At 74.7% G+C, this 25,577-nt stretch carries 20 protein-coding genes; 6 read left to right on the plus strand and 14 right to left on the minus strand.

Annotated features, from left to right (window positions below):
- Nucleotides 1–141 precede the first annotated feature (141 nt).
- The 8 genes from ndk to ileS form a co-directional block, all read right to left on the minus strand.
- A complete protein-coding gene (ndk, locus tag FH969_RS00760; protein ID WP_139985415.1) occupies nucleotides 142–564 on the minus strand; it encodes a nucleoside-diphosphate kinase in 423 nt (140 codons plus the stop codon).
- An 11-nt stretch (nucleotides 565–575) separates the two neighbouring features.
- On the minus strand, nucleotides 576–1,124 hold the full coding sequence (locus FH969_RS00765) for a DUF4233 domain-containing protein (RefSeq protein WP_139985417.1): 549 nt from the start codon (nucleotides 1,122–1,124) through the stop codon (nucleotides 576–578).
- Between the two features lie 25 nt (nucleotides 1,125–1,149).
- Complete coding sequence (gene dhaM, locus FH969_RS00770) at nucleotides 1,150–1,911, minus strand: dihydroxyacetone kinase phosphoryl donor subunit DhaM (RefSeq protein WP_139985419.1); 762 nt, start codon at nucleotides 1,909–1,911, stop codon at nucleotides 1,150–1,152.
- A complete protein-coding gene (gene dhaL / locus FH969_RS00775) occupies nucleotides 1,908–2,555 on the minus strand; it encodes a dihydroxyacetone kinase subunit DhaL (protein ID WP_139985421.1) in 648 nt (215 codons plus the stop codon). Before dhaL ends, dhaM begins: the two co-directional genes overlap by 4 nt.
- Entirely contained in the window at nucleotides 2,543–3,541 is a 999-nt protein-coding gene (gene dhaK / locus FH969_RS00780) for a dihydroxyacetone kinase subunit DhaK (RefSeq protein ID WP_139985422.1), read from the minus strand. The genes dhaL and dhaK overlap by 13 nt, the downstream gene beginning before the upstream one ends.
- A gap of 299 nt (nucleotides 3,542–3,840) precedes the next feature.
- Nucleotides 3,841–4,485: a nucleoside/nucleotide kinase family protein gene (locus FH969_RS00785; RefSeq protein WP_139985424.1), complete on the minus strand. Its 645-nt coding sequence runs from the start codon at nucleotides 4,483–4,485 to the stop codon at nucleotides 3,841–3,843.
- Nucleotides 4,486–4,624: 139 nt separating this feature from the next.
- Nucleotides 4,625–6,058: a bifunctional folylpolyglutamate synthase/dihydrofolate synthase gene (locus FH969_RS00790; protein WP_139985426.1), complete on the minus strand. Its 1,434-nt coding sequence runs from the start codon at nucleotides 6,056–6,058 to the stop codon at nucleotides 4,625–4,627.
- Nucleotides 6,055–9,552 carry an isoleucine--tRNA ligase gene (gene ileS, locus FH969_RS00795; RefSeq protein ID WP_139985428.1) on the minus strand — a complete coding sequence of 1,166 codons (3,498 nt, stop codon included), beginning with the start codon at nucleotides 9,550–9,552 and terminating at the stop codon, nucleotides 6,055–6,057. The genes FH969_RS00790 and ileS overlap by 4 nt, the downstream gene beginning before the upstream one ends.
- A 450-nt stretch (nucleotides 9,553–10,002) precedes the next feature.
- Here ileS and FH969_RS00800 point away from each other — a divergent pair, with 450 nt between their 5' ends.
- The 3 genes from FH969_RS00800 to FH969_RS00810 all read left to right on the plus strand — a co-directional run bounded on the left by FH969_RS00800 (nucleotide 10,003) and on the right by FH969_RS00810 (nucleotide 14,704).
- Complete coding sequence (locus tag FH969_RS00800; RefSeq protein WP_139985430.1) at nucleotides 10,003–10,683, plus strand: HAD hydrolase-like protein; 681 nt, start codon at nucleotides 10,003–10,005, stop codon at nucleotides 10,681–10,683.
- Between the two features lie 176 nt (nucleotides 10,684–10,859).
- Nucleotides 10,860–12,893 (plus strand): ABC transporter ATP-binding protein, encoded by a 2,034-nt coding sequence (locus FH969_RS00805; RefSeq protein WP_139985432.1) that lies wholly within the window; start codon nucleotides 10,860–10,862, stop codon nucleotides 12,891–12,893.
- Entirely contained in the window at nucleotides 12,890–14,704 is a 1,815-nt protein-coding gene (locus tag FH969_RS00810; RefSeq protein ID WP_139985434.1) for an ABC transporter ATP-binding protein, read from the plus strand. Before FH969_RS00805 ends, FH969_RS00810 begins: the two co-directional genes overlap by 4 nt.
- A gap of 31 nt (nucleotides 14,705–14,735) precedes the next feature.
- Here FH969_RS00810 and FH969_RS00815 read toward each other — a convergent pair whose 3' ends face one another.
- From FH969_RS00815 to FH969_RS00830, 4 genes are all read right to left on the minus strand, one after another.
- A complete protein-coding gene (locus FH969_RS00815) occupies nucleotides 14,736–16,718 on the minus strand; it encodes a YhgE/Pip domain-containing protein (RefSeq protein ID WP_139985436.1) in 1,983 nt (660 codons plus the stop codon).
- On the minus strand, nucleotides 16,715–17,836 hold the full coding sequence (locus tag FH969_RS00820) for an ABC transporter ATP-binding protein (protein ID WP_139985438.1): 1,122 nt from the start codon (nucleotides 17,834–17,836) through the stop codon (nucleotides 16,715–16,717). Before FH969_RS00820 ends, FH969_RS00815 begins: the two co-directional genes overlap by 4 nt.
- A 19-nt stretch (nucleotides 17,837–17,855) precedes the next feature.
- Nucleotides 17,856–18,623, minus strand: coding sequence for an SDR family NAD(P)-dependent oxidoreductase (locus tag FH969_RS00825; RefSeq protein WP_139985440.1), 768 nt, complete (start codon nucleotides 18,621–18,623; stop codon nucleotides 17,856–17,858).
- A 164-nt stretch (nucleotides 18,624–18,787) separates the two neighbouring features.
- Nucleotides 18,788–20,146 (minus strand): aspartate aminotransferase family protein, encoded by a 1,359-nt coding sequence (locus FH969_RS00830; RefSeq protein ID WP_425462440.1) that lies wholly within the window; start codon nucleotides 20,144–20,146, stop codon nucleotides 18,788–18,790.
- A 272-nt stretch (nucleotides 20,147–20,418) separates the two neighbouring features.
- Here FH969_RS00830 and FH969_RS00835 point away from each other — a divergent pair, with 272 nt between their 5' ends.
- The 3 genes from FH969_RS00835 to FH969_RS00845 are packed head-to-tail and all read left to right on the plus strand — an operon-like array spanning nucleotide 20,419 to nucleotide 23,575.
- Nucleotides 20,419–21,552 (plus strand): ABC transporter substrate-binding protein, encoded by a 1,134-nt coding sequence (locus FH969_RS00835; protein ID WP_139985444.1) that lies wholly within the window; start codon nucleotides 20,419–20,421, stop codon nucleotides 21,550–21,552.
- 47 nt (nucleotides 21,553–21,599) lie between these two features.
- Complete coding sequence (locus FH969_RS00840) at nucleotides 21,600–22,679, plus strand: putative F420-0 ABC transporter permease subunit (protein ID WP_425462441.1); 1,080 nt, start codon at nucleotides 21,600–21,602, stop codon at nucleotides 22,677–22,679.
- A complete protein-coding gene (locus FH969_RS00845) occupies nucleotides 22,676–23,575 on the plus strand; it encodes an ABC transporter ATP-binding protein (protein ID WP_246071622.1) in 900 nt (299 codons plus the stop codon). Before FH969_RS00840 ends, FH969_RS00845 begins: the two co-directional genes overlap by 4 nt.
- 177 nt (nucleotides 23,576–23,752) lie before the next feature.
- Here FH969_RS00845 and cofE read toward each other — a convergent pair whose 3' ends face one another.
- Together cofE and FH969_RS00855 are read right to left on the minus strand one after the other, a co-directional pair.
- Nucleotides 23,753–24,559, minus strand: coding sequence for a coenzyme F420-0:L-glutamate ligase (gene cofE / locus FH969_RS00850; RefSeq protein ID WP_234417544.1), 807 nt, complete (start codon nucleotides 24,557–24,559; stop codon nucleotides 23,753–23,755).
- Nucleotides 24,556–25,563, minus strand: a complete 1,008-nt coding sequence (locus tag FH969_RS00855) for a TIGR03557 family F420-dependent LLM class oxidoreductase (protein WP_139985446.1) — start codon at nucleotides 25,561–25,563, stop codon at nucleotides 24,556–24,558. The genes cofE and FH969_RS00855 overlap by 4 nt, the downstream gene beginning before the upstream one ends.
- Nucleotides 25,564–25,577 lie beyond the last annotated feature (14 nt).

Below are 25,577 nucleotides of genomic sequence, written 5' to 3' on the forward strand. Positions count from 1 at the left end.
CGAAGTGGCCGGCCGGCGCGGTCTCCGGCGCGGTCATCAGCGCGGCGCTCGGCGCGGTCATCGGCGCGGCGCTCGGCGCCGTGCTCGCCGGCGTGCTCGGCGCCGTCCGTGCCGTGCGTGCCGACCACGCGCGCCGATCCGTCAGGACGGGAACCAGAGCGCGATCTCGCGCTCGGCGGACTCCGGGGAGTCGGAGGCGTGCACGAGGTTGCGCTGCACCTTCTCGCCCGTGTCGGCGCCGAGGTCGCCGCGGATCGAGCCGGGCGCGGCGGCCGTGGGGTCGGTCGCGCCGATGATCGTGCGCACGCCCTCGATCACCCGGAAGCCCTCCACGACCACGGCCACGAGCGGGCCGGAGCCCATGAACTCCAGGAGCGGGGCGTAGAACGGCTTGCCGACGTGCTCGGCGTAGTGCGCCTCGAGCAGCGGCGTGTCCGCCGTGCGCAGGTCGAGGGCGGTGAGGCGGTACCCCTTGGCCTCGATGCGGCGGAGGATCTCGCCGGTGAGGTTGCGGGCGACGCCGTCGGGCTTGACGAGGACGAGGGTGCGCTGAACGTCGGTCACGGGTCGTGACCCTACCGCCCGGGCTCGGTGGCGCTCGTCCCGCCCGGGTCTCCGGCGGACCCGGTGTCGGCGGGGGTGCCGCGCTCGGTGTCGGCGTCCCCGTCAGCCGTGCCGTCGACCCCGCCGGCGGCACGCCAGTGCGCCAGCTCGGCGACGTGCCGCTCGGCCCGCTCGCGGTCGATCCGCGCCCCGACCCGCAGCGACACGACCCACACCACCCCGAACACCACGGCCACGGTGAGCAGGTGCGCGCGGAGGTCGGCCATGAGCAGGCCGGCCACCAGGAGCGCCACCTGGATCGCCGAGCCGAGCACGTAGCCCGCCCGCGAGCGCAGCGACCCGGCCGCGACGAGGCACAGCACGGCCGCGCCCGCGCCGACGGCGAGGATCGCCGGCGTCGGCGCGGAGCGCAGCCCGTAGGCGGCCACGGCCGCGAAGAACACCACGAAGGCCTCGAGCCCGAGCACGGTCGAGCAGAACATCCGCAGCGCCGACCGGGGCGCACGCGGCGGCGGGCCGGGGTCGGTGGCGTCGGGACTGGTCGCGTCGGGATCGGTCACCGCGCCCACTCCCTCCTGCGTCGGGCTAGAGCTCACCGAAACCGCTCTCGAACGTGTGCGCGACGGCGTCGATCGCCTCGTGCGCCTCGGGTCCGGTCGCGGCGAGGGTCACCTCGAGCCCCTGGGTGAGCCCGAGCCCCATGAGCGAGAGCAGGCTGCCTGCGTCCACGCCGTCGATCGTGACCTCGGCGTCGAACGACGCCGCGAGCTGGGCGAGCGTGGCGGCCGGGCGGGCGTGCAGGCCCTGCGGGTTCGTCACCCTGACCCGCCGGCTCACCGCTCCCGAGGCGGTCGGGACCGCAGCGCGGTCGTTGGAGGCGTCCGAGCCGGTGACCCCGCGGGGCTGCTCCGGGTCGAGCTCGTCCTGTACCTGCCGGGTCGCGGCGGCCGCGGCGGCCACGACGTCGCGCACCGAGCCGCCGGTCTGCGCGGCGACGGCGGCCGCGACCGCCCCCTCGACGAACGCGCCCCCGGCGAGCACCACGCGGGAGTCCTCGAGCGCCTCGACGACCGACTCGGCCGTCATCCGGGCCGAGCCGATGTCGGCGAGGATCACCACGCCGTCGCAGCCCGCGTCCAGCTCGGCCGCGACGGCGCGCTCGACGACGTCGAAGCTCGTGCCGAGTCGCGCGTCGTCGGTGCCGCCCGCGGGGCGGAGCACGACGTCGGGCGCCATCTGGGCGGCGAGCTCGACCACCCCGGCGGCGAGCAGCGCGGAGTGCGAGACGAGGACGAGGCCGGTGGTGCTCTCGGTCCGGCCCGGACCGCCGGGGCGGCGCAGGCTCATGCCTGCGCCGCCCGGGCGGCCGCATCGAGCAGGAGCGCGCTGGAGGCCGCACCCGGGTCGCGGTGGCCGACGCTGCGCTCGCCGAGGTAGCTCGCGCGGCCCTTGAGCGCCACGAGCGGATCGGTGTCCACGGCGCCCTGCTGCGCCGCGTCGGCGGCTGCGCGCAGGACCTCCGCCGGGCTCGCTCCCGAGGCGGCCGACGACTGGGCCGCGGCGACGGCGGGGGTCCACGCGTCGACCATCGTCTTGTCACCCACGTTGGCCTTGCCGCGCGCGACGATGCCCTCGAGCCCGGCGTCGAGCAGGGTGTGCACGCCCTCGGCGTCGATCTCCGGCGCGTCGCTCACCTTGGCCGCACGCAGGAACGCCGTGCCGTAGAGCGGGCCAGCGGCGCCGCCGACGGTCGACATCAGGGTGGTCGCGACGAGCTTGAGCACCCCGCCGACCGTCTCGGCGCTGGAGCCGTCGACCGCGGCGGCCACCGCGGTGAAGCCGCGGGCGAGGTTCTCGCCGTGGTCGCCGTCGCCGATCTCGCGGTCGAGCTCGGACAGCTCGACCCGGTGCTCGACGACGGTCTCGGTGGCCAGGGTGACGAATCGCCGCGCCCACGCGACGTCGAGGGTGGCTGCGCTCACAGCTCCCACCGTAGTGCCGCCGTACGGACGGGCGCGTCGTAGAGGGCGGTGAGCTCGTCGTCGAGGACGAGCACGGTGACGCTCGCGCCCTGCATCTCCAGCGACGTGACATAGTTGCCCACGAGGGACCGCGCCACCGTGACGCCGCGCGCCTCGAGCTGCTTGCGCGCGTGCCGGTAGACGATCGACAGCTCCGACGCCGGGGTGCCGCCCATGCCGTTGACCAGCAGCAGGACGTTCTCGCCGCCGGACAGGCCGAGGTCCTCGACCACCGGGTCGAGGAGCAGGTCCGTGATCTCGTCCGCGCTCGCGAGCGGGATGCGCCGCCGGCCGGGCTCGCCGTGGATGCCGATGCCGATCTCGATCTCGTCCTCGGCCAGGTCGAACGACGGCTTGCCCGCGTGCGGCACGGTGCACGCCGTGAGGGCCACGCCCATCGAGCGCACCTGCGCGTTCACCTTCTGCGCGACGGCGAGCACCGCCTGCAGGTCGTCGCCGCGCTCGGCCGCGACGCCGGCGATCTTCTCGACCAGGACCGTGCCCGCGACGCCGCGACGGCCGGCCGTGTAGAGCGAGTCCTCGACGGCGACGTCGTCGTTCACCACGACGGTCGCGACCTCGATGTCCTCGGCGTCGGCGAGCTCCGCGGCGGTCTCGAAGTTGAGCACGTCGCCCGTGTAGTTCTTCACGATGTGCAGGACGCCCGCGCCGCCGTCGGCGGCCTTCGTGGCGACGAGGATCGGGTCCGGGGTCGGCGAGGTGAACATCGCGCCGGGGACCGCGGCGTCGAGCATGCCGACGCCCACGAACCCGGCGTGCAGCGGCTCGTGGCCGCTCCCGCCGCCGGAGACGAGGCCCACCTTGCCCTGCACCGCGCCGCCCTTGCGCGCCACCACGAGGCCGTCCAGCTGGACGACGATGTCCTCGTGGGCGGCGACGAAGCCCTCCACCGCCTCCTGCGTGACGGTCGAGGGGTCGTTGATCAGCTTCTTCACGTCGAGCTCCTTCGCTGCGTGTCTTGCTCCGCCGGGTCTCCCCCGACCCACGCGCCGGAGCACGCGTGGGCCACGTCCCACTCTGCACCCGCACGGTCATCCGTGCGAGCAGTGTGCACGGGCGTGCCGACGCGGTGCCTCGCAGTGGCCGTCCGTGCGCCCACCCCGTTCGCGAGGTACTTTCCGTCCTTTCGCGAGAGGAAGTCCGTCCTTTCGCGAGGTGCTTTTCGTCCTTTCGCGAGGTGCCTTTCGTCCTTTCGCGAGAGGATCTCCGTCGCCCGCCTGCGCGGAGCGACCTCTCAGGCGAGCGAGCCCGGCACGACGAGGTCGGCGCGGTCCCGGGTCGACTCGACCACGACGGCGTTGGGCCCGTCGACCTCGGCGGCCCACGCCGTCGCCGCCTCCACCGAACGCTGCCGGGAGTGCCGCGCGACGAGGCGGCGGGTGCGCTCGCCGTCGGGCGTGCTGACGAACCACACCTCGTCGAGCGCGGCACGCACCTCGTCCCAGGGCGCCTGCGCGACGAGGAGGTAGTTGCCCTCTGTGACGACGATCCGGTGCGCGGGCTCGACGGCGATCTCCGCCGCGATCGGTTCGCCCACCTCGCGGCGGTAGCTGGGCGCGTACACCGTCCGGTCGACCTCGTGGCGCAGCCGGGTGAGCAGCGCGAGGTAGCCCCAGCCGTCGAAGGTGTCGAGCGCGCCCTTGCGGCCGCTCCGCCCGAGCGCCGCGAGGGTCCGGTTCGCCAGGTGGAAGCCGTCCATCGGCACGTGCACGGCGTCGGGTCCGAGCTCGGCCACGAGCCCGGTCGCGAGGGTCGTCTTGCCCGCACCCGGGCTCCCGGTCAGGCCGAGAAGCACGCGACCCGGCGGCGTGCCGGGCGACGACGGCGTGCCGAGCGTCCGCACGCGGGCCACGAGTGCGTCGAGAGAGTCGGCGATCACGCCGACAGCCTGACACGTGGGCGGCGGCCGCGGCCCATCGACCGTGCCGACGACCGGGATCCTCTCGCGAAAGGACGGAAAGTACCTCGCGAAAGGACGGACATCCTCTCGCGAAAGGACGGAAAGTACCTCGCGAACGTCAGGGGCGGCCGAACAGCGCGCGCACCTCCGCCGCCAGCACCACGGACCCCAGCGCGATGACGCCGGCCCCCGTCCCCACGCCCATGGCCTCGGACTCCGCCAGCTCGGCGGCCAGCGTCAACGCGTCGGAGAGCCGGTCGGCCACGTGCACGCGGTCCTCCCCGAACACGTCGCGGGCCAGCTCGGCGAGGTCCTCCAGCTCCATGGACCGCACGGAGGAGGAGTGCGTCACGACGATCTCGTCCAGCACCGGCTCGAGCTCGGCGAGGATCCCCTCGACGTCCTTGTCCCCCATCACGCCGAACACGCCGACGAGCCGCTCGAACGCGAACGCCTCCTCGAGCGTGGCGACGGCGGCCCGCGCCCCCGCGGGGTTGTGCGCCGCGTCGACGAGCACGGTCGGCGAGGACCGCACCAGCTCCATCCGCCCGGGCGAGGTCACGCCGGCGAACGCCGCCTCGACCACCTCGCCCGGCAGCGCGACGCCGCCGAGGAACGCCTCGACGGCGGCGACGGCGAGCAGCGCGTTGTGCGCCTGGTGCTCGCCGTGCAGCGGGACGAACACGTCCTCGTACACCGCGCCGATGCCGCGCAGCGTGACGACCTGACCGCCCACCGCGACCGACCGCGCGAGCACCGCGAGCCCGGGCGTGAGCAGCAGCTCCTCGCCCTCGACGTCGTCGGGCACCTCGACCACGACCCGCGCGCCGACCGCCTCGGCCCAGTCGAGCACCACGGCGAGCGCCTCGTCGCTCTGGCGCGCGAGGACCGCCGTCGCGCCCGGCTTGATGATCCCGGACTTCACGCCCGCGATCTCGGCGACGGTGTGCCCGAGCCAGCGCTCGTGGTCCAGCGCGATCGGGGTGAGCACGGCGACCTCGGCGTCCACGACATTCGTGGAGTCCCACTCCCCGCCCATGCCGACCTCGAGCACCGCGACGTCCACCGGCGCGTCCGCGAACGCGGCGAACGCCATGGCCGTGAGCACCTCGAAGAACGACAGGATCCCGGTCGCGCCGTACTTGCCCGACGCGACGAGCTCGTCGTCGACCAGCCCGACGTACGGCGCGATGTCGTCCCACGTGCGCACCCAGGCCTCGGCGCTGATCGGCTCGCCGTCGATCGCGATGCGCTCACGCACGTTCGCCAGGTGCGGCGACGTGAACCGCCCGGTGCGCAGGTTCAGCTCGCGCAGCAGCGCGTCGATCATCCGCGCGGTCGACGTCTTGCCGTTCGTCCCCGTGAGGTGGATGGCCCGGAAGGAGCGCTGCGGCTCCCCCAGCAGGTCCACGATCCGGCGCACCCGGTCGATCGTCGGGTCGAAGTCGTGCTCCGGAGTGCGGCGCAGGATCTCGTGGTAGATCTCCCGCGCCCGCGCCTCGATCGCGCGGTCCTCCTCGCGGCGCGACGCGTCCGCACCGCCCCGGCTCACTCGGTCACCTCCGCCGTCGCACGCTCGGCGTCGCCGGTCTCGGCGTCGGCCTCGGCCCGCGCGAGCTCCACGACGGCGACGCCCCCCTTGGGCACGTCGACCTCCGGCACGACGTCGAGCTCGAGCGCGACGGCGAGCGTCTCCTTCGCGATGAACGCGCGGTGGGCCTGAGCCGCGGCGCGATGGTGCTCGGCGACCCCGAGGCGCAGCACGATCCGGTCGGTGACGTGCAGGTCCGCGGCCTTGCGCGCGTCCTGCACCTGCCGCACGACGTCGCGCGCGTACCCCTCGGCGCGCAGCTCGGCGTCCAGCGCCAGGTCGAGCACCACGAACCCGCCGCCGGGCAGCACCGCGACAGCGAGCTCGCCCTCGCCGGTCCCCGCGGCCTGCGTGACGAGCTCGTACTCGCCCTCCACGAGGGCGACCCCGCCGGCGGTGACCGTGCCGTCGGCGTCCTGCGCCCAGTCACCCTCGCGGGCCGCCCGGATCACCTGCTGCACCTGCTTGCCCAGGCGCGGTCCGGCCGCCCGGGCGTTCACGGTGAGCCGCGTGACGACGCCGTAGCGCGCTGCGGCGTCGGAGCCGAGGTCCTCCAGGCGCACCTCCTTGAGGTTCACCTCGCTCGCCACGATCGGCGCGAAGGGCTCGAACGCGGCGGCCTCGGCCTCGTCGGCCAGCACGACGGCGAGCGAGCGGAGCGGTTGACGCACCCGGACCTTCGCGGCCTTGCGCAGCGCGTGCGCCGTGGAGACCACCTCGCGCACGCGGTCCATCGCCGCGACCAGGTCGGGGTCGGGCACGAGCGCGGGCTCGACGTCGTACAGCGTGCGTGCGGGCCGGGAGGTGAACGCGTCCTCGTGCGATGCGCTCTCCGCGCGCGCCTCGGTCCGCACCGTCACCGGCCAGTCGGTGAGGTGCACCGACTCCTCGCCGGTCAGGCCGCGCCAGATCTCCTCGGTCAGCAGCGGGGCGAACGGCGCCATGATCCGGGTGAGCGCCTCCAGGGCCGTCCACAGCGTGTCGTAGGCGGTCGTGTCCTCGTCCCAGAACCGCTGCCGCTGCGTGCGGACGTACCAGTTCGTGAGCAGGTCGATGTGCTCGCGGATGAGCTGGCACGCGCCGGCGATGTCGTACGCGTCGGCCGCCCGCGTGACGTCGCGGGCGAGGTCGTGCGTGCGCGCGAGGAGGTAGCGGTCCATCTCGGTGTACCCGGCCAGCCGGCCATCGGCGTCGGGCGAGACGCGCTGCGCGCGGTAGCCCTCGCCGTCGTGCATGGTGTTGGCGTAGAGCGCGAAGAAGTACCACGCGTTCCACAGCGGCAGCAGCACGCCGCGCACCTCGGCGCGGATGCCCTCCTCGGTGACGACGAGGTTGCCCCCGCGCAGGATCGGGCTGGCCATGAGGAACCAGCGCATCGCGTCCGAGCCGTCGCGGTCCAGCACCTCGGTCACGTCGGGGTAGTTGCGCAGCGACTTCGACATCTTGCGCCCGTCGGAGCCGAGCACGATGCCGTGGCTGATCGCGCTGCGGAACGCGGGCCGGTCGAACAGCGCGGTGGCCAGCACGTGCAGCGTGTAGAACCAGCCGCGGGTCTGGCCGATGTACTCCACGATGAAGTCGCCCGGGTAGTGATGCTCGAACCAGTCCGCGTTCTCGAACGGGTAGTGCACCTGGGCGAACGGCATCGAGCCGGAGTCGAACCAGACGTCCAGCACGTCGGGGATGCGGCGCATCGTGGACCGCTGGTCGTCGGGTCGAGGATCGTCCGGGTTGGGCCGGGTCAGCTGGTCGACCCACGGCCGGTGCAGGTCGGGCTGGCCGAGGTCGTTGCGCGGCACGTCGCCGAAGTCGCGTGCGAGCTCCTCGAGCGAGCCGTAGACGTCGATCCGCGGGTAGGCGGGGTCGTCGCTCACCCACACGGGGATGGGCGTGCCCCAGTAGCGGTTGCGGCTGATCGACCAGTCCCGCGCGCCCGCGAGCCACTTGCCGAACTGGCCGTCGCGGATGTGCTCGGGCGTCCAGGCGATCTCCTGGTTCAGCTCGACCATCCGGTCGCGGAACTGCGTGACCCGGACGAACCAGCTCGACACCGCCTTGTAGATGAGCGGGTTCCGGCACCGCCAGCAGTGCGGGTAGGAGTGGTCGTAGGTCTCGTGGCGCAGCACGATCGGCCGCGCGTCCGCCGGCACCGCGGCGAGCGGGCCGGAGCCCGCCTTGAGGTCGGCGATGATCGCGGCGTTGGCGTCGAAGACCTGAACCCCCTCGTAGTCCGGCACGAGCGCCGTGAACCGGCCGCCGGAGTCCACGGTCACCACGGGCGTGATCCCGACGGCGTCGCACGCCGCCATGTCGTCCTCACCGAACGCGGGGGCCATGTGCACGAGGCCCGTGCCGTCCTCGGTGGTGACGAAGTCGCCCGCGATCACTCCGAAGGCGTGCGGGTTGTCCTCCGGTGCGACGCCGAGCGCGTCCCGGGCGGCCTGGTCCCGCTCCGCGTAGGCCGCCTCGTCGGCGAAGAACGGGAACGGCGGGTGGTAGTGCGCGCCCACGAGGTCGCTGCCCTGGATGGTCTCGACCACGCGCGCGTCCTCGCCCAGCTCGCGCGCGTAGGCGGCGAGCCGCGCCTCGGCGAGGATCACGCGGGGCGGTGCCTCGCCGTCGGGCACGGACGCCGCGAGCGGGGAGCCCTGCGCGGGCTCGACGACGACGTAGGCCACGTCCGGGTTGACCGCCACCGCCTGGTGGCTGGGCAGGGTCCACGGCGTCGTGGTCCAGATCAGCAGGTACTCCCCGCTCAGCAGCCGCAGGCCGACGGTGAGCGCCGGGTCCTGGCGCATCTGGTAGACGTCGTCGTCCATCCGCAGCTCGTGGTTGGACAGCGGCGTCTCGTCGCGCCAGCAGTACGGCAGCACGCGGAAGCCCTCGTAGGCCAGGCCCTTGTCGTAGAGCTGCTTGAACGCCCAGATCACCGACTCCATGAAGGTGGGGTCGAGCGTCTTGTAGTCGTTCTCGAAGTCCACCCAGCGCGCCTGGCGGGTGACGTAGTCCTGCCACTCCTTGGTGTAGCGCAGCACCGACTCGCGGCAGGCGGCGTTGAACGCCTCGATGCCCATCGCCTCGATCTGGGACTTGTCCGTGATGCCGAGGATGCGCTCGGCCTCGAGCTCGGCGGGCAGGCCGTGGGTGTCCCAGCCGAACCGGCGCTCGACGTGCTTGCCGCGCATCGTCTGGTACCGCGGCACGACGTCCTTGACGTAGCCGGTGAGCAGGTGGCCGTAGTGCGGCAGGCCGTTGGCGAAGGGCGGGCCGTCGTAGAAGACGAACTCGTTGCTGCCGTTCTCGCCGGCGTCGCGGTTGGCGACGCTCCTGCGGAAGGTGTCGCCGGCCTCCCACGAGGCCAGCACGGCGCGCTCGATCGCCGGGATCGACGGCGAGGCCACGAGCGGGGTCGAGGGCGCGGCGTCGCGGCTGAGGGGGTAGTGCGAGCTGGTCAACGGTGCTCCTGCGGGGTGCGGGTGGTGCGGCCGGCCGCGCGGTGCCAGGGCGTCGCGCGGGTCGTGCGTGCCACCGGCCTCATCTGCTGGCCGGCGACGGGCACGAGGACGACCTCCCGGCGCTGGCCGGTGGACCGCGGTACCACCCCGCTTGCCACGCGCTGCACCGCATCCCGGACGTGGCGTCCGAGGCCCGGCCCGCTGCGCGCGGCCACTCGTTGACGGCTGTGACGGGCCTGCCCGTCCGGTTCTACTGAGGTCCGCGCCGTGTCGTCCTCGCACCGGGTGCGCGGACGGGCGGCCGGTGCCCGTTCTTCCGGAGGCTCGCCGGTGATGGCCGGGTCGACGCCTGTGCCTGAAGTCTAGCCGCCCGGGTCCGGGGGCGGTCACGGCAGCGCACTGGGAGCGCACTCGGAGCGCACTCGGAGCGCACCTGGGAGACTGGAGGCGATGACCACCCGCCGCTCCCCCCTCGTCCTGCTCGACCTCGACGGCACGCTCGTCGACTCCGCCCCCGGCATCACCGCCTCCGTGGTCACCGCCTTCACCGCGATGGGTCTGCCGGTCCCCGACGCGGCCGGCCTGCGTTCGTTCGTCGGGCCGCCGCTGCCCGCGTCGATGACGGCGCACGGGGTCGCGGCGGAGCGGATGTCGGAGGCGATCGGCTCCTACCGCCGCGCGTTCGAGGACGGCGGGATGTGGAACTCCCAGGTCTTCCCCGGGATCCCCGACCAGCTGCGCCGCCTGCGCGCGGCCGGCGCGACGCTCGCCGTCGCGACGTCGAAGCCCGAGGTGTACGCGCGCCCGATCTGCGAGCGGTTCGGGCTCGCGGAGCTGGTCGACGGCGTGTACGGCGCCCCTCTGGACCACGTCCCGTCCACCAAGGCGACCGTGATCGCGCACGCCCTCGAGGAGCTCCCGCTGCTCGGCGTCGAGGTGCCGCCGGTCGAGCAGATCCTCATGGTGGGCGACCGCCACCACGACGTCACGGGCGCCGCGGAGCACGGCATCGCGTGCCTGGGCGTCGCATGGGGCTACGCCGAGCCGGGTGAGCTCGACGACGCCGCCGGGCTCGTGCCCGCCGTCGGGGTGCTCGCTGACACCGTGCTCGCGCAGCTCGCGCGCCACTGACGCGGAACAGACGCGCCACTGACGCGGAGCGTGCGCGGGGCTGCGCGAAGCCGATCCTGGGCCGACGCTGGCCGCTCCTCGACCGCCACCCGACCCGTTGCACCACGAGCAACGGCCGTCCCGCCTGGCGAACACCCCCTCCCGCACGGAGAGACGCGCGACGTACAATCGATTCGATGACTGGCGCCGAGGCCCCCACCCCGAAGGACCACGGCCGGGAACGAAACCCGGCCCAGGCGGGGAGTACCCGCAGACCGGCAGCACCGCCGCCGCCCGCACAGTCCGGACCCGAGCGCCCTCGCTCCACGCCCGCGACGCTCGCGCAGCTGGTCCGCTGGGCCCGCCCCGCCATCCCCCGGATCGCGATGGGCGGCGTCGCCGCCCTGCTCGCCAGCCTCCTCGCGCTCGCGATCCCCCAGGTGCTCCGCGCGCTGGTCAACGGGCCGCTGCTCACCTCCGGCTCGACGCGGGGCGTGGTCCAGGCCGCCGGTCTCGTGCTCGTCCTCGGCGTCACCGAGGCGGTCCTGGTCTGGTCCCGCCGCGTGTTCGTCGCCACCCCCGCCACGCTCGCCGAGCACGAGATGCGCGTCTCGCTCTTCGACCACCTGCTCGACCTGCCCGCCTCGTTCCACGACCGCTGGTCCGGCGGTCAGCTCCTCTCCCGGATCATGGGCGACCTCTCGGCCGTGCGCCGGTGGCTCGCGTTCGGCTTCGTCATGCTCGTCGTCTCGAGCGTCACCGTGGTCGTGGGCCTCGGACTCATGGTCGCGACGGCCTGGCAGCTCGGCCTGCTCTACCTCGCCGGCGCCATCCCGATGGTCGTGCTGACCTTCCGCTTCCGCACCGCCTACGCCCGCGCCGCGCGCCGCGCCCGCGACCAGGCGGGCGACCTCGCCACCACGGTCGAGGAGTCCGTGCACGGGATCCGCGTCATCAAGGCCTTCGGCCGCGGCGACGAGGCCCACGAGGACTTCGTGCGCCAGGCCGACGAGCTGCGTGAGACCGAGGTGATGAAGGCCCGCACGCTCGCGCGGGTGTCCTTCTCCCTCACCACGATCCCCGAGGCCGTCACGGCCCTGTGCCTGGGCACCGGCGTGTGGCTCGTCGTCGAGGGCCAGGCCAGCGTCGGCGCGCTCGTCGCGTTCTTCGCCACCGCGGCCGTGGTCAACCGACCCGTCGAGGCGATCGGCAACCTCCTGGCGATGACGCTCGACGCGCGCGCGGCGACCGACCGGTACCTCGAGGTCATCGACAAGCCCAACACGCTGGCCGACCCCGCCGCGCCCGCCCCCCGTCCGGCGCCCGCGTCGCGCGAGGGCTCCACGGTCGAGCTGCGCGACGTCGTCGTGCACTTCCCGGGGTCCGCCGACCCCGTCCTCGACGGCGTGACGCTGAGGCTTCCGCCCGGCCGCACCACCGCGCTGGTCGGGGTGACGGGCAGCGGCAAGTCGACGCTCCTCGGCCTCGTCCCGCGTCTCACCGACGTCACGTCGGGTGCCGTCCTCGTCGACGGCGTGGACGTGCGCGACCTGCGCCGCACCGACCTGCGCGCCCTCGTCGCCCCGGCGTTCGAGGACAGCGTGCTGTTCTCGGCGAGCGTGCGCGAGAACGTGCTGCTCGGCGTCGGGAACGACGAGGACCCACGCGACGGCGAACCCGCCGACACGGTCGACGCCACTGCCGACGACGACGCGCGCCTCGCGGACGCCCTCGCGGCCGCGCAGGCGACGTTCGTGCGGGACCTGCCCGACGGCGTCGACACGGTGATCGGCGAGGAGGGTATGAGCCTGTCCGGCGGGCAGCGCCAGCGGCTGGCGCTCGCCCGCGCGATCGCGGCTCGACCCCGCGTCCTCGTGCTGGACGACCCGCTCTCGGCCGTCGACGTGACCACCGAGACCGCCGCCACCGAGGCGCTGCGCACGCTGCTGCCGGGGACCACGACGCTCGTCGTCGCGCACCGGCCCTCCACCGTGGCGCTCGCCGACCACGTCGCCGTGCTCGAGAACGGCCGCATCACCGGCACCGGGACGCACGCCGAGCTGCTGCGCGACCACCCCCACTACCGCTACGTGCTCACGGCGCTGGCGGAGGAGCACGGCGAGCACGTGGCCGACGCCGACGCCGCGCCCGACGGCGAGGCACCGCCTCCGTACCGAGGCGGCAGCCTTGCCGGGCTGCGGTCCGGCACGCCGACGGGAGGCCGCCGATGACCACCACGACGCCCGCGAGCGCGACCCCCGACCTGCCGGACAGCTCCGACCGCGCCCCGGCGCACGAGGGCGCCAACCCCTCCCTCGCCCTGCTCGGCTCGCTCGTGCGACCCGTGCGTGGGCGCGCGATCCGGCTGGCGCTCACCGTCGCCGTCGCGCAGCTCGCGCTCGTGTCGGGCCCGGCGCTGGTCGCCTACGGCATCGACACCGGGATCCCGGCGCTGGTCGACGGCTCCCCGACCCCCGCCCTGGTGGCGACGTTCGGCTACCTGGGCGTCGCCGTCGTGGGCGGCCTGCTCTCGGCCGAGACCGTGCGGCTCGCCGCGCGGGTGAGCCAGGCGATGCTGCTCGACCTGCGCTCCCGGCTGTTCCGGCACACCCAGCGCCTGGACCTGGAGTTCCACGAGCGCTACACCTCGGGCCGGATCATCTCGCGCCAGACCTCCGACACCGAGGCCCTGCGCGAGCTCCTCGACGGCGGCGTGACCGCGCTCGCCGCGAGCGGGCTGTCGATGATCCTCACTGCCGCGTCGCTGGTCCTGCTGGACTGGCGCAGCGGACTCGTGCTCATCGCGGCGCTCGTGCCCGGTGCGATCGTGACGCGCTGGTTCCAGCTGCGCAGCCAGGTGCAGTACCGCCGCCAGCGCAACGCCGCGGCCCGCGTGATCGTGCGGTTCGTCGAGTCCATGACCGGCATCCGCGCGCTCCAGGCCTTCCGCCGCGAGCGAGCGACGTCGAAGGAGTACTCCACGCTCGCGCTGGAGTACCGCCAGGCGAACCTCGAGGGCATCCGCCTGTTCGGCGTCTTCGACACGAGCCTCACGCTCATCGGGAACGTCTCGGTGGCCGCGGTGCTGCTGGTGGGCGGCCTGCGCGTGCTCGACGGCGGGATGGACGTCGGCGTGCTCGCCGCGGCGGTCCTGTACTCCAAGCGGTTCTTCGCACCGCTGCAGCAGATCGGGACGTTCTACAACTCGATGCAGTCCGCGGTCGCGGCGCTGGAGAAGCTCGCGTCGCTGCTCGGCGAGGAGCCCACGGTGCCCGAGCCGACGCGTCCCGTCCCGCTCCCCCGCCCGCGCGGCGAGCTGCGCCTCGACCACGTCGAGTTCGGCTACGGCACCCACCCGAGCGTGCTGCCCGACCTGGACCTGCACATCCCCGTGGGGCAGAACCTCGCGCTCGTCGGCACGACCGGCGCGGGCAAGTCCACGATCGCCAAGCTCGTCGCGCGGTTCTACGACGTGCGCCAGGGCGCCGTGCGCCTGGACGGCGTGGACGTGCGCGAGCTGTCCACGCGCGACCTGCGCCGCGCCGTCGTGTTGGTCACGCAGGAGTCCTACCTGTTCTCCGGGTCCGTGGCCGCGAACATCGCGATCGGTGACCCGGGCGCGAGCCGCGAGCGGATCGAGGCGGCCGCACGCGCCGTCGGCGTGCACGACGCGGTGCTGGCGCTCCCCCAGGGCTACGACACCCCGGTGGACACGCGCGGCGTGCGGCTGTCCGCGGGTCAGCGCCAGCTCGTGAGCTTCGCGCGCGCGTTCCTCGCCGACCCGGCGGTGCTCGTGCTCGACGAGGCGACGAGCGCGCTCGATGTGCCCGGCGAGCAGCAGGTCCAGGAGGGCCTGCGCACCCTGCTCGCGGGGCGCACCGCGATCGTCATCGCGCACCGGCTCTCCACCGTCATGGCGTCGGACCGCGTGATCGTGGTGGAGCACGGCGCGATCCTCGAGGACGGCACGCCGGCCGAGCTCGTCGCGGCCGGCGGCCGGTTCTCCGACCTCTACCACGACTGGCAGGCCACGCTCGCCTGAGCGCTTCTGCGCCCCCCGCGGGTCCCGCCGCTCAGTCCTCCAGCGGCGGGTGCACGTCCGCCATCGTCCACGTGCGCCGCCGCGCCGCGACCGCCCACGTCCCCACGAACGCCGCGACGCCGACGCCGACCAGGACGAGGACCGCGCGCTGCAGCGTCTGCGGCGAGCCGCCGGTGAACGTCACCCGCAGCCCCTCGATGAGGTAGGTCATCGGCAGGTACGGGTGCAGCGCGAGCAGTGCGGGCGGCAGCGTCTGCGCCGGGTAGATCCCCGCCGACGCGGCCAGCTGCAGCATGAGCAGGACGAGCAGCACCGCCGAGCCCACGAGCCCCAGCGCGCTGCGGCACAGGTGCGCGATGAGCGTGAACACGGCGACGGCCAGGGAGATCAGCCCCACCGACGCCCACGCGTGCACGGGGTCGAGCCCGAGGGCGACGTCCGCGACGGCGAGCAGCAGCCACGACCCCGCCAGCCCGACGCCGAGGATCGGCAGCCAGCCCGCGAGCGCGACCCGCCACGACGGCGAGCGCGAGACGAGCGCGCGGCCCGACGTCGGGCGCAGCACGAGGAACACGACGATGCCGAACACCCAGAGGGCGATCGAGAAGAAGAACGGCGCGAGGCCTCGGCCGTACACCTCGGCGGGGTTGTCCACCGTGAGCGTGACGTCGGTCGGGTCGCCGAGGATCGCGGCGTTCGCCTCGCGCTGGTCGGGGTCGAGGGCGGGAACCGCGGCCACGAGCTGGTCCAGCCCGGAGGCGAGGTCGGTGGCGCCGGTGTGCGCCGTGGTCACGCCGGAGGAGAGCTCGGCCGCGCCGTCCTTCGCCTCGGTGAGCTTGGTGGCGAGCTCGGCGGCGCCGTCGCGCACCTCCCCCGCCCCGGTCGCGACCTCGTGCGCGCCGTCGTTGAGCTCGTTCACCTGCGACTGCGCGTCACGCACGGTGTTCTGCAGGTCCGGCACCGAGCTCTGCAGCGCCTGCGCGTCGCTCTGCAGGGACTGGGCGTCGGTGTGGATCGCGTCGAGCGTCGTGCTCACCTCGGTCACCCGGGTGTCCACGCGCCCGACGGCGGAGGCGAGCGCCTCGTAGGCCGGGTCGCCGGCGAGCTCGGGGTGCGCCGCGAGCAGGTCCGCGAGTGCCTGGTTGCCGGCGTCGACCCGCGCCGTGAGGGAGTCGGCGCCGGTCGAGACGGTGCCCGTGAGGTCGGCCACGGCGGTGGTGAGGTCCGCGGCGCCGTCGGCGACGGCGGGGATCGCGGGCACGAGGTCGTCGGCGATCGGGTTCACGACGTCGGCGATCTGCTGCGTGCCGTCCGCCACCTGGGTCGCGCCGTCGGCGACCTGCGTCGCGCCGTCGGCGAGCTGGGACGCGCCGTCCTGGGCGTCGACGAGGCCGGACGCGAGCGCCGCGGCACCCGTGTCGGCGGTCGCGAGGCCGTCGCGCAGCTGTGCGGCGCCGTCGTCCGCCTGGGCGATCCCGTCGCGCAGCGTCGCGAGGTTGCCGTAGACCGACTCGAAGTACGCCTCGGTCGCCGCAGAGTTGATCTGCTCGTGCAGCGTGGCCTGGACCGTCTCGGCCATCACGCCGATCACGTACCCGTTGGCGTCGTTGCGGCGCATCTCGACCTCGGCGCGCTGCGGCGTCGCGTCGGCTCCCGAGGCCAACCGTGCCGAGAAGTCCTCGGGCACGGTGATCGTGAGGTAGTAGTCACCGTTCTCGAGGCCGGTGGCGGCGTCCGCCGCGTCGGTGAAGACCCAGTCGAAGATCGGGTCGTCCTTGAGGTTCTGCACGACCATCTCGCCGGCGTCGACGGTGCGGCCGTCGACCTCGACCGGCTGGTCCTCGTTCACGACCGCGACGGGGATCTGGTCGAGCTTGCCGTACGGGTCCCAGTTCGACCACAGGTACAGCGCCCCGTAGAGCGTGGGGACGATGAGCAGGAAGACCAGCGCGATCCGGTGCAGCGGGCGGTGGTGGCGGGCGATCTCGGCCCACGCCAGGCGGACGGTCCTCACGGCTGCGGCTCCTCGGGGGTCTCGCGGATCGACTGACGGCGGGTCGGTGGGGGGTCCTGCGGCCCGCCGTCGGGCGCGGCCTGGGGCTGGTCGGCGTGCGCGCCGTCGGGCGGATCGGACTGGTCGGGGTGCGCGGCGTGCCGCGGCTGGTCGCGGGAGAGGCGGATCACGGTGTCGGCCCCGAGGGTGAGCTCGTCCAGGGTGGCGGCCACGACGACCGGCCCCGAGCTCGCGACCTCACGCGCGATCTCCCAGATCCGCCGGCGATCGTCGACCTGCAGGTCGGCCGTGACGTCGTCGATCACGACCAGCTCGGGTGCGCCGAAGGTCGCGAGGACGAGGTGCGCGGCGCGCTGCTCGAGCGCCGGGAGCTCCGAGACTCGCGCGTGCGGGTCGAACGAGAAGTCCAGTCGCTCCCACCACTGCTCGACGTGGTCGAGCGCGCGGTGCCGGTCGACCCGGGCCCAGTCCGCGGCGTCGCGCACGTTGTGTCGCAGGGTGAGCTCGGGGTCGAGCCCGACGTGGCCCCCGATCAGCGCGACGGCGACTCGCGAGCGGTACCCGCGCAGCGCCGCGCCCCGCGTGCCCGCCGCGATCCGGCGCTCGCCGAGCGTCACGCTGCCGGCGGTCACGCGCATCCGTCCGGCGAGCGTGAGCAGGAGGCTCGTGCGGCCGCTCCCGGCCGCCCCGACCACGGCCGCGACCGAGCGCGGGGCGAGCTGCGCGTGGACGCCGCGGAACACCCAGTGCCGCGGCGTGCGGACACCGAGCGCCTCGACCACGACGGCGGGCCTCGCCTCGTCCTCGCCCGCACCGCCGGAGAGCTCGTGCCCCGCGGCGTGCCGGTGCGCGGGCGGCGCCTCGAGCACCGTGGTGCGCGCGCGGTCGTCGCCCTCGTCCGGCCGCGCGGGAGGCGGCACGACGGCGGTGGCGGGCTCGGCGGCGGCGGGCTCGCCGTCGGGCGACGCGACGGCGGTGGCGGGCTCGCCGTCGGGCGCGGCGACGGAGGCAACCGGCACGGCGGTGGCGGGCTCGCCGTCGCGCGACTCGCTCTCGAGTGCGACGGGCGTCTCGTCGGACTCGTCGGTCGGCTGCGTGGGCTCGGGCGAGGAAGTCACGCAGGCGAGGCTACGACTCTCAGCGCCCCTCGGACCGCGCCACGAGCGTGTTCGTGGCCTGGGCCACAGGACGGATCATCAGCAGGTCGACGTTCACGTGCGCGGGACGGGTGAGTGTCCAGGCGATCGCGTCGGCGATGTCGGCGGCCACGAGCGGTTCGGCGACCCCCGCGTAGACCTTCTCGGCACGCTCGGCGTCGCCGTCGAACCGGTTGAGGGCGAACTCCTCGGTCTTCACCATGCCGGGCGCGATCTCGATGATCCGCACGGGGCGGCCGACGAGCTCCTGGCGCAGCGTGAGCGCGATCTCCCGCTCCGCCCGCTTGGCCGCGGTGTAGCCGCCGCCGCCGGGGTAGGCGCCGTGCGCGGCGGTCGAGGTGACGAACACGAGGTCACCTCCGCCGTCGGACTCGAGCGCCGGCAGCAGCGCCTGCGTGAGGCGCAGCGTCGCGAGCACGTTCATCTCGTACATCCCGAGCCAGTCGGCGACGTCGGCGTCCGCGACGGGGTCGAGCCCGATCGCGCCCCCGGCGTTGTTGACGAGCGCCCGGAGCGGGCCGTCCGCGGTCGCACGGTCGGCGAGTGCCGCGACCTGCGCGGGGTCGGTGAGGTCGGCGGCGAACACGGCACAGCCGGTCTCCTGCGCGAGCGCCTCGAGGCGGTCCGTCCGGCGTGCGGTCGCCAGCACGTCCCAGCCCCGCTCGCGCAGGGCGCGCACGGTCGCGGCGCCGATGCCGGTCGAGGCGCCGGTCACGACGGCGCGGGGCGGGCTGGTCTGCTCGGTCACGGTCACTCCTGGGTCGGTCGGTCGAGCTTGTTCGGGTGGGGCGAGGTCGGGTCGGGTGGGGCGAGGTCGGGTCGGGTGGGGCGAGGTCGGGTCGGGTGGGGCGAGGTCGGGTCGGGTCGGGTCGGGTGACGTCGGGTGCAGTCAGGTCGAGTGCGGCCGGAGCGTCACAGCGCCGCTAGCGCGTCGTCGATGATCGCGAGGCCCTCACGCGCCTCGTCGGGCGTGATGACGCAGGGCGGCACGACGTGCAGGCGGTTCTCCGCCACCATCGGGAGCACCCCGCGCGCCACCAGGTCCTTCTTCAGCGCACCCATCGCGCTCGCGGGCAGCGGCTCGCGTGTGGTGCGGTCGGCGACGAGCTCGACGGCCCAGAAGACGCCGCGGCCGCGGACCTCCCCGACGACGCCGTGCCGCTCGGCGAGCGCGGCGAGGCCCGGGCCGAGGACGTCGGCGCCGATCGCGGCGGCGTGCTCGACGATGCCCTCGCGCTCCATCGCCTCGATCGTCGCGACGATCGAGGCCATCGCGAGCGGGTGGCCGGAGTACGTGAGCCCGCCGGGGAACACGCGGTCGTCGAACGCCGCCGCGATCGGCTCGGACACGAGCACGCCGCCGGCGGGCACGTACCCGGAGTTCACGCCCTTGGCGAAGGTCACGAGGTCGGCGGCCACGCCGTCGGCGGTGTGGGCGAACCAGTCCCCCGCCCGCCCGAACCCGGCCATCACCTCGTCGAGGATGAGGACGATGCCGTGCTCGCGCGCGAGCGCGCCGACGCCCGCGAGGTAGCCCGGCGGCGGGACGAGGACGCCCGCGGTCCCGGGGATCGACTCCAGCAGGATCGCGGCGATCGTGCCCGGGCCCTCGGCCTCGATCGTGCGACGCAGGTGGCGCAGCGCGCGCTCGGACTCCTCCTGGGGCGACGTGGCCCAGAACTCCGAGCGGTACAGGTACGGCCCGAACACGTGCACGTGCCCGCGGGCGTACTCGTTCGGCATCCGCCGCCAGTCGCCGGTCGCGACGATCGCGGCGCCGGTGTTGCCGTGGTAGCTGCGGTAGTGGCTCACCACCTTGTCGCGCCCCGTCACGAGGCGGGCCATCCGGATGGCGTTCTCGTTCGCGTCCGCGCCCGCGTTCGTGAAGAACACCTTCGCGAACCCCTCGGGTGCGTGCCGGAGCACGGCCTGCGCCGCCCGGCCGCGCACCAGCACCGCGTTGGCCGGGGCGGCCGTGGTGAGCACGTCGGCCTGCGCCTTGATCCCGGCGACGACGGCGGGGTGCTGGTGCCCGAGGTTCGTGTTCACGAGCTGGCTCGACAGGTCGAGCAGCGTGCGCCCGGCGTGGTCCCACACCCGGCTGCCGGCACCGCCGGCGATGACGAGCGGGTCGAGCGACGCCTGGGCGGACCACGAGTGCAGGACCTGCCGGTCGAGCCGGCGGGTCAGCGCGTCCAGGTCCTCGTCACGGCCCGGGACGTCGGCGGCGCCCGCCTCGCCCGTCACGGCTGCGGTCTCGGGAGAGCTCACGATCCACCTCTCGTCGGTGTGCGCCGGGTGGGGCACGGACGCCTCCATCGTGCCGCACGGCGCACCCCGCGGAGTGCGGACCGGGGCGACGGCGAGCCAGGCGGACGACGCTCGGGCGGCACCCGTGCGCGGCGGCGGTCGGGTGCGTGCCCCGGCGTAGGATCGAGCTGCGGGGCCGGTGCTCGCCCCGATGCACCTCGTGTGCCGCACACCCGTGCACCCTGGTCCGCCTGACCTCGGCTCCCCCTCGCTCGACCGCCCCTGGAGCTCCCGTGCGCCGCCCCGCCGCCCTGCCCGTCCTGTGCGTCCTCACCGCCACGCTCGCGCTCGCCTCCTGCGCGGGCGGCACCTCGTCCGGCGGGTCCACGCCCGGGGGGACCACCGCCGACGGCGAGGCGACCTCGGGGACGCAGGCGTCGCCGTCGGGCACGGACGCGGCCTACGCGCCGTTCGAGGCGGACAACTGCGGCACCACGGTGACGCGCGAGGACGCGCCGGAGCGGATCGTCACGGTGAAGTCCGCGATGACCGACCTCGTGCTCGCGCTCGGCGTGGGCGACCGGCTCGTCGGGACGGCCTACCAGGACGGCACGCCCGACCCCGCGGACCCGATCACGTCCGGCGAGGTCGCGACCGGCACGGCGCAGGACTCCGCCGCGATCCTCGCGGCCGTGCCCGCCCTGGGCGACCGGATGCCCTCGCACGAGGCCGTCCTCTCGGTCGAGCCCGACCTCGTCCTGGCGGGCTGGGAGTCGACGTTCGCCGCGGACGCCGCCGGTGAGCGGTCCTCCTACGCCGACCTCGGCATCACGACGTTCGTCGCGCCGTCCGCGTGCACGCAGGCGCCGTACACGCCCGACCCGCTGACGTGGGACGACGTGTTCGGCGAGGTCGAGCAGGTCGGCGCGCTGCTGGGCCGCACGACCGAGGCCGACGCGCTGGTGGACCGGCTCGACGCCGATCTGGCGAGCGTCGAGCAGGACGTCCAGGCCGACGACGCGGGTGCCGAGCCGAGCGACGGACCGACGGCGCTGTGGTGGTCCTCGGGCACCGACACGCCGTTCGTGGGCGCCGGCGCGGGAGCACCGCAGCTCGTCATGGAGACGGCCGGCCTGCTCAACGTCGCCGTCGACCTGCCCGGCGGGTGGGGCCCGTACTCGTGGGAGGCGGCCGCCGCGGCCGACCCCGACGTCATCGTGCTCGTGGACTCCGTCTGGAACTCGGTGGAGAAGAAGAAGGCGTTCCTCGCCGAGAACCCGGTGACCTCGGCGATGACCGCCGTGCAGCAGCAGCGCTACCTCGTCGTGCCGTTCGCGGCCACCGAGGCGGGCGTGCGCAACGTCGAGGCCGTGACGACGCTGCACGAGCAGCTCACCGCGCTCGACACGCAGCCCCAGCAGGGCTGAGCCGGCAGCGTCGCGTGGTCGAGCCCGAACCAGTGCCGCCCGTGCCCGTGACCTCGCCGTCGCGCGTGCCGACGCCGTCCGGTCCGCGCCCGCGCCGCTCGGCCACCCCCTGGCTCGTCGTCGGCGGGGCCCTCGTGCTGATCGCGTCCGCGGTGCTCGCGCTCGGCGTCGGGCCGGCGGACCTGTCGCCCGCGCAGATCCTCGGCTCGGTGCGCGTGCACGTGGTGGGCTGGTTCGGCGGCGACGCCGGGCCCTCGCCGCTCTCGCCCGTGCAGGAGGCGATCCTGTGGCAGGGGCGGTTGCCGCGGCTGCTCACCGCGGTCGGCGTGGGCGCCGGGCTCGCGATCGCGGGCACCGTGATGCAGGCGGTGCTGCGCAACCCGCTCGCCGACCCCTACCTCCTCGGACTGTCCTCGGGCGCCACCCTCGGCGCGGTCGCGGTGCTGGTCCTCGGCCTCTCGCTGCTGCTGCCGGTCGCCGCGTTCGGCGGCGCCGTGCTCGCCCTCGCGGCCACGCTCGCGCTCGCCGGGGCGGTGTCCGGCGGGCGGCTCACCCCGGGGCGCACGGTGCTCGCCGGGGTGGCGGTCGCGCAGGCGTGCTCGGCCGTCACGTCGTTCGTCCTGTTCACCGGCACCCAGGGGGACTCCTACCGGGAGGTGCTCGGGTGGCTCATGGGCACGCTCGCCGCGGCGACCTGGACGTCGGTCGCGATCGTGTGGATCGCCGTCGCCGTCGTGGGCACGCTGCTGCTCACGTCGGGCCGCACGCTGGACGCGTTCGCCTTCGGCGACACCGCGGCCGCGGCGCTCGGGGTCGACGTCGCGCGGACCCGCTGGGTGCTGCTCGGGCTCGTCGCGCTGCTGGTCGGCGCGCTCGTGAGCGTGAGCGGGGCGATCGGGTTCGTCGGCCTGGTGGTGCCGCACGCGGTCCGGCTGCTCGTCGGCGCGCGCCACGTGCGCGTCCTCCCGCTCGCTGCGCTCGCGGGCGCGGTGGTGCTGCTGTGGGCGGACACGGCTGCGCGCGTGGTCATCTCGCCGCGCGAGCTTCCCGTCGGGATCCTCACCGCGGCGATCGGCGCGCCCGTCTTCGCGGTGCTGCTGGCGCGGCGACGCGGGGGCGTTGCGTGAGCGGCGGGGCCGGGGTCGGCGTCGACGGCGGGCCCGGGCTGCCGGGTGACCTGCCGGTGGGGTGCGCCGTCGACGCGGAGGTGGGGTTCGCCGTCGACGCGCAGGTGGGGTTCGCCGTCGACGGCGTGCGGTGGCGGGTCGGCGACCGCGCGATCCTCGCGGACGTCGGCCTCCTCGCGCCTGCCGGGCGCCTCACGGCCGTCCTGGGGCCGAACGGGTCGGGCAAGTCCTCGCTGCTGCGGGCCGTGGTCGGGGCGCTCGACGTCGACTCAGGCGCCTGGTCGCTCGACGGCGAGGACCTGCGAGCGATGGGCCGGCGCGAGCGAGCCCGTCGCGTGGCGCTCGTGGAGCAGGAGGCGCCGACCGACGTCGCGCTCACGGTGCTCGACGTCGTGCTGCTCGGCCGCTCACCGCACCGCTCGCGCTGGCAGGGCGACACGCCGCAGGACGTCGCGCTCGCGCACGCGCTGCTCGCCCGGTGCGGCGCCGCGCACCTCGCGGCCCGCGACGTCGCGACGCTGTCGGGGGGCGAGCGGCAGCGCGTGCACGTGGCCCGGGCGCTCGCGCAGGAGCCGCGCCTGCTGCTGCTCGACGAGCCGACGAACCACCTCGACGTCGCGGCGCAGCTCGACCTGCTCGCGCTCGTGCGCGACGTCGCCGACGCCGACGGCGTGACCGCGGTCCTCGTGCTGCACGACCTCAACCAGGCGCTGCGGTGGTGCGACCACGCCGTCGTGCTCGACGCGGGGCGCGTGGTGGCAGCGGGCCACCCGCACGACGTCGTCACGCCGGCGCTCGTCGCCCGCGTGTACGGCGTGCGGGCGGAGGTGCTCGTCGCGGGCGACGGCACCCCGACGCTGGCGTACCTCGGGACGGGCGTCGACGCCGAACGCTGAGCCCTGGCTACCGGGCCGCGCCGAACGCCGCGTTGTGGTCACCGGCTCGCGCCGAACGCTGAGATGTGGTCATCAGGGAGCCCCACGGTGACCGAAGCCCAGCGCTCGGCGCAGCCGCTTGACCGGAACCCAGCGCTCGACGTCGCCGCATGACCGAAACCAGCGCTCGGCGCCACGTCAGCCGAGCGGCTGCCCGGCCCTCCCGCGCTCCCACGCCTCCCGCGCGCCGAGCGCGAACAGGTCCTCGGGCCCGGTGCGGTTGAGCGACCGGGCGCCGGGGCCGTCGTCGGTCGTCACGAGGTGCCCCACGCCGCGCAGCACCGCGACGGGTCGCCCGCCGGTGGGCCGCTTGAGCAGGTCCGCCGTGGCCGCGATCTCGTCCGCAGCCGCCACGACCGTCGCCTCGAGCGCGCGCCCGGCGTCGTCGGTGCTGCCGCGCAGGTCGTCAAGCACGACGATGCCCGCGGCCCCGATCGCGAGGTCCGTGATCCCCGCGCGCCACGGCCGGCCGGCCGAGTCGGTGAGGACCACGCCGGGCCGCACCCCGCCCAGGCGCGCGGCGAGCCCGCGGCGCAGCCGGCGCGCGGACTCGTCGGGGTCGACGGGCAGCAGCAGGATCGTTCCGGGCAGCGTGTTGGAGGCGTCGACGCCGGCGGCGGCCATCACGATGCCCTGCCGGTTCTCCACGATGCGCAGCGGCGGACGTCCGTCGTCGTAGGCGCGAGTGGCCACGACGCGCACGCTCTCGCCGTCGATCGCCGCCTCGCGGTCGGCCGCCCGCACCAGGCGGCCCTCCGCCTTCGAGACGATCTTCGAGGACACGACCACGACGTCGTCGCTCCCGATCCCGACGCTGCCGTCGGGCCAGCGCAGGTTCGCCAGCACGGGGGTGAGCACCGCCGCGAGGTCGACGCCCGACGTGATGGTGGGCACGCCGTCGGGCGCCACGAGCTGCAGCGCGCTCGTGGCGGGCAGACCCGTCACCGGTGGAGCTTCGGGAGCACGTCGCGGCCGAACACCTCGACCCACTCGGCCTGGTTGCGCCCCACGTTGTGCAGGTACACGCGGTCGAAGCCGAGGTCGACGTAGCGCTGGATCTCGGCGCGGTGCACGTCCGGGTCCTCGGAGATCACCATGCGGCCCTCGAAGTCCTCGGGCCGCACGAGCTTGGCCATCGCCGCGAAGTCGAAGGGCGAGCGGATGTCGCCCTTGGGGAACTTCATGCCGCCGTTCGGCCACTGCGTGACGGCGTTGTCGAGCGCCTCCTCGTACGTGGGCGCCCAGGACAGGTGCAGCTGCAGCACGCGCGGCATCGTCGAGGGGTCCTTACCGGCCTCGCGCGCACCGGCCTCGAACTTCTCGAACAGGCCGCCGATCTTCTCCAGCGGGGCGCCCACGGTGATGAGGCCGTCCACGGTCCGGCCCGCACGCTTGGCGGTGACGGGACCGGCGGTCGCGACGAGGATCTCCGGCGGCACCTCGGGCATCGTCCACAGCCGCATCGACTCCAGGTGAAAGAACTCCCCGCGGTGCTTGACGTCCTTGCCCGCGAGCGAGCCCGTGAACAGCTTCTGGATGATCTCGATCGCCTCGAACATGCGGTTGATCCGCTCCGGCGCCTCGGGCCAGTACCCGGCCACGACGTGCTCGTTGAGCGCCTCGCCGCTGCCCAGGCCCAGCCAGTGCCGGCCCGGGTACATCGCCGCGAGCGTCGCCGACGCCTGCGCCACCATCGCCGGGTGCCAGCGCATGCTCGGGCACGTCACGCCCGGGCCGATGTCGCCGCTCGTGCGCTCCCCCAGCGCCGCCAGCACGTTCCACACGAACGCCGCCTCGCCCTGCGCGGGCACCCAGGGCTGCACGTGGTCGGCGGCCATCACGCCGGAGAAGCCGTGCTCCTCGGCCTGAGCCGCGAGGGCGACGATCTCGTTCGGGGGGAACTGCTCGAGGGCGGCCGCGAGGCCGACGGTCAGACCGGTCGAAGGCATGTCCCCATCCTCGC

Origin of the sequence: Miniimonas arenae (assembly GCF_006351005.1) — a bacterium.
GTDB classification, from domain to species: Bacteria; Actinomycetota; Actinomycetes; order Actinomycetales; family Beutenbergiaceae; genus Miniimonas; species Miniimonas arenae.

Excerpts from the sequence above, each read along its gene's own strand:
- dhaM (WP_139985419.1), bottom strand. The coding sequence starts at position 1,911 with ATGAGCCTGCGCCGCCCCGGCGGTCCGGGCCGGACCGAGAGCACCACC.
- FH969_RS00800 (WP_139985430.1), top strand. The coding sequence starts at position 10,003 with ATGACCACCCGCCGCTCCCCCCTCGTCCTGCTCGACCTCGACGGCACG.
- FH969_RS00805 (WP_139985432.1), top strand. The coding sequence starts at position 10,860 with ATGACTGGCGCCGAGGCCCCCACCCCGAAGGACCACGGCCGGGAACGA.
- FH969_RS00810 (WP_139985434.1), top strand. The coding sequence starts at position 12,890 with ATGACCACCACGACGCCCGCGAGCGCGACCCCCGACCTGCCGGACAGC.
- FH969_RS00855 (WP_139985446.1), bottom strand. The coding sequence starts at position 25,563 with ATGCCTTCGACCGGTCTGACCGTCGGCCTCGCGGCCGCCCTCGAGCAG.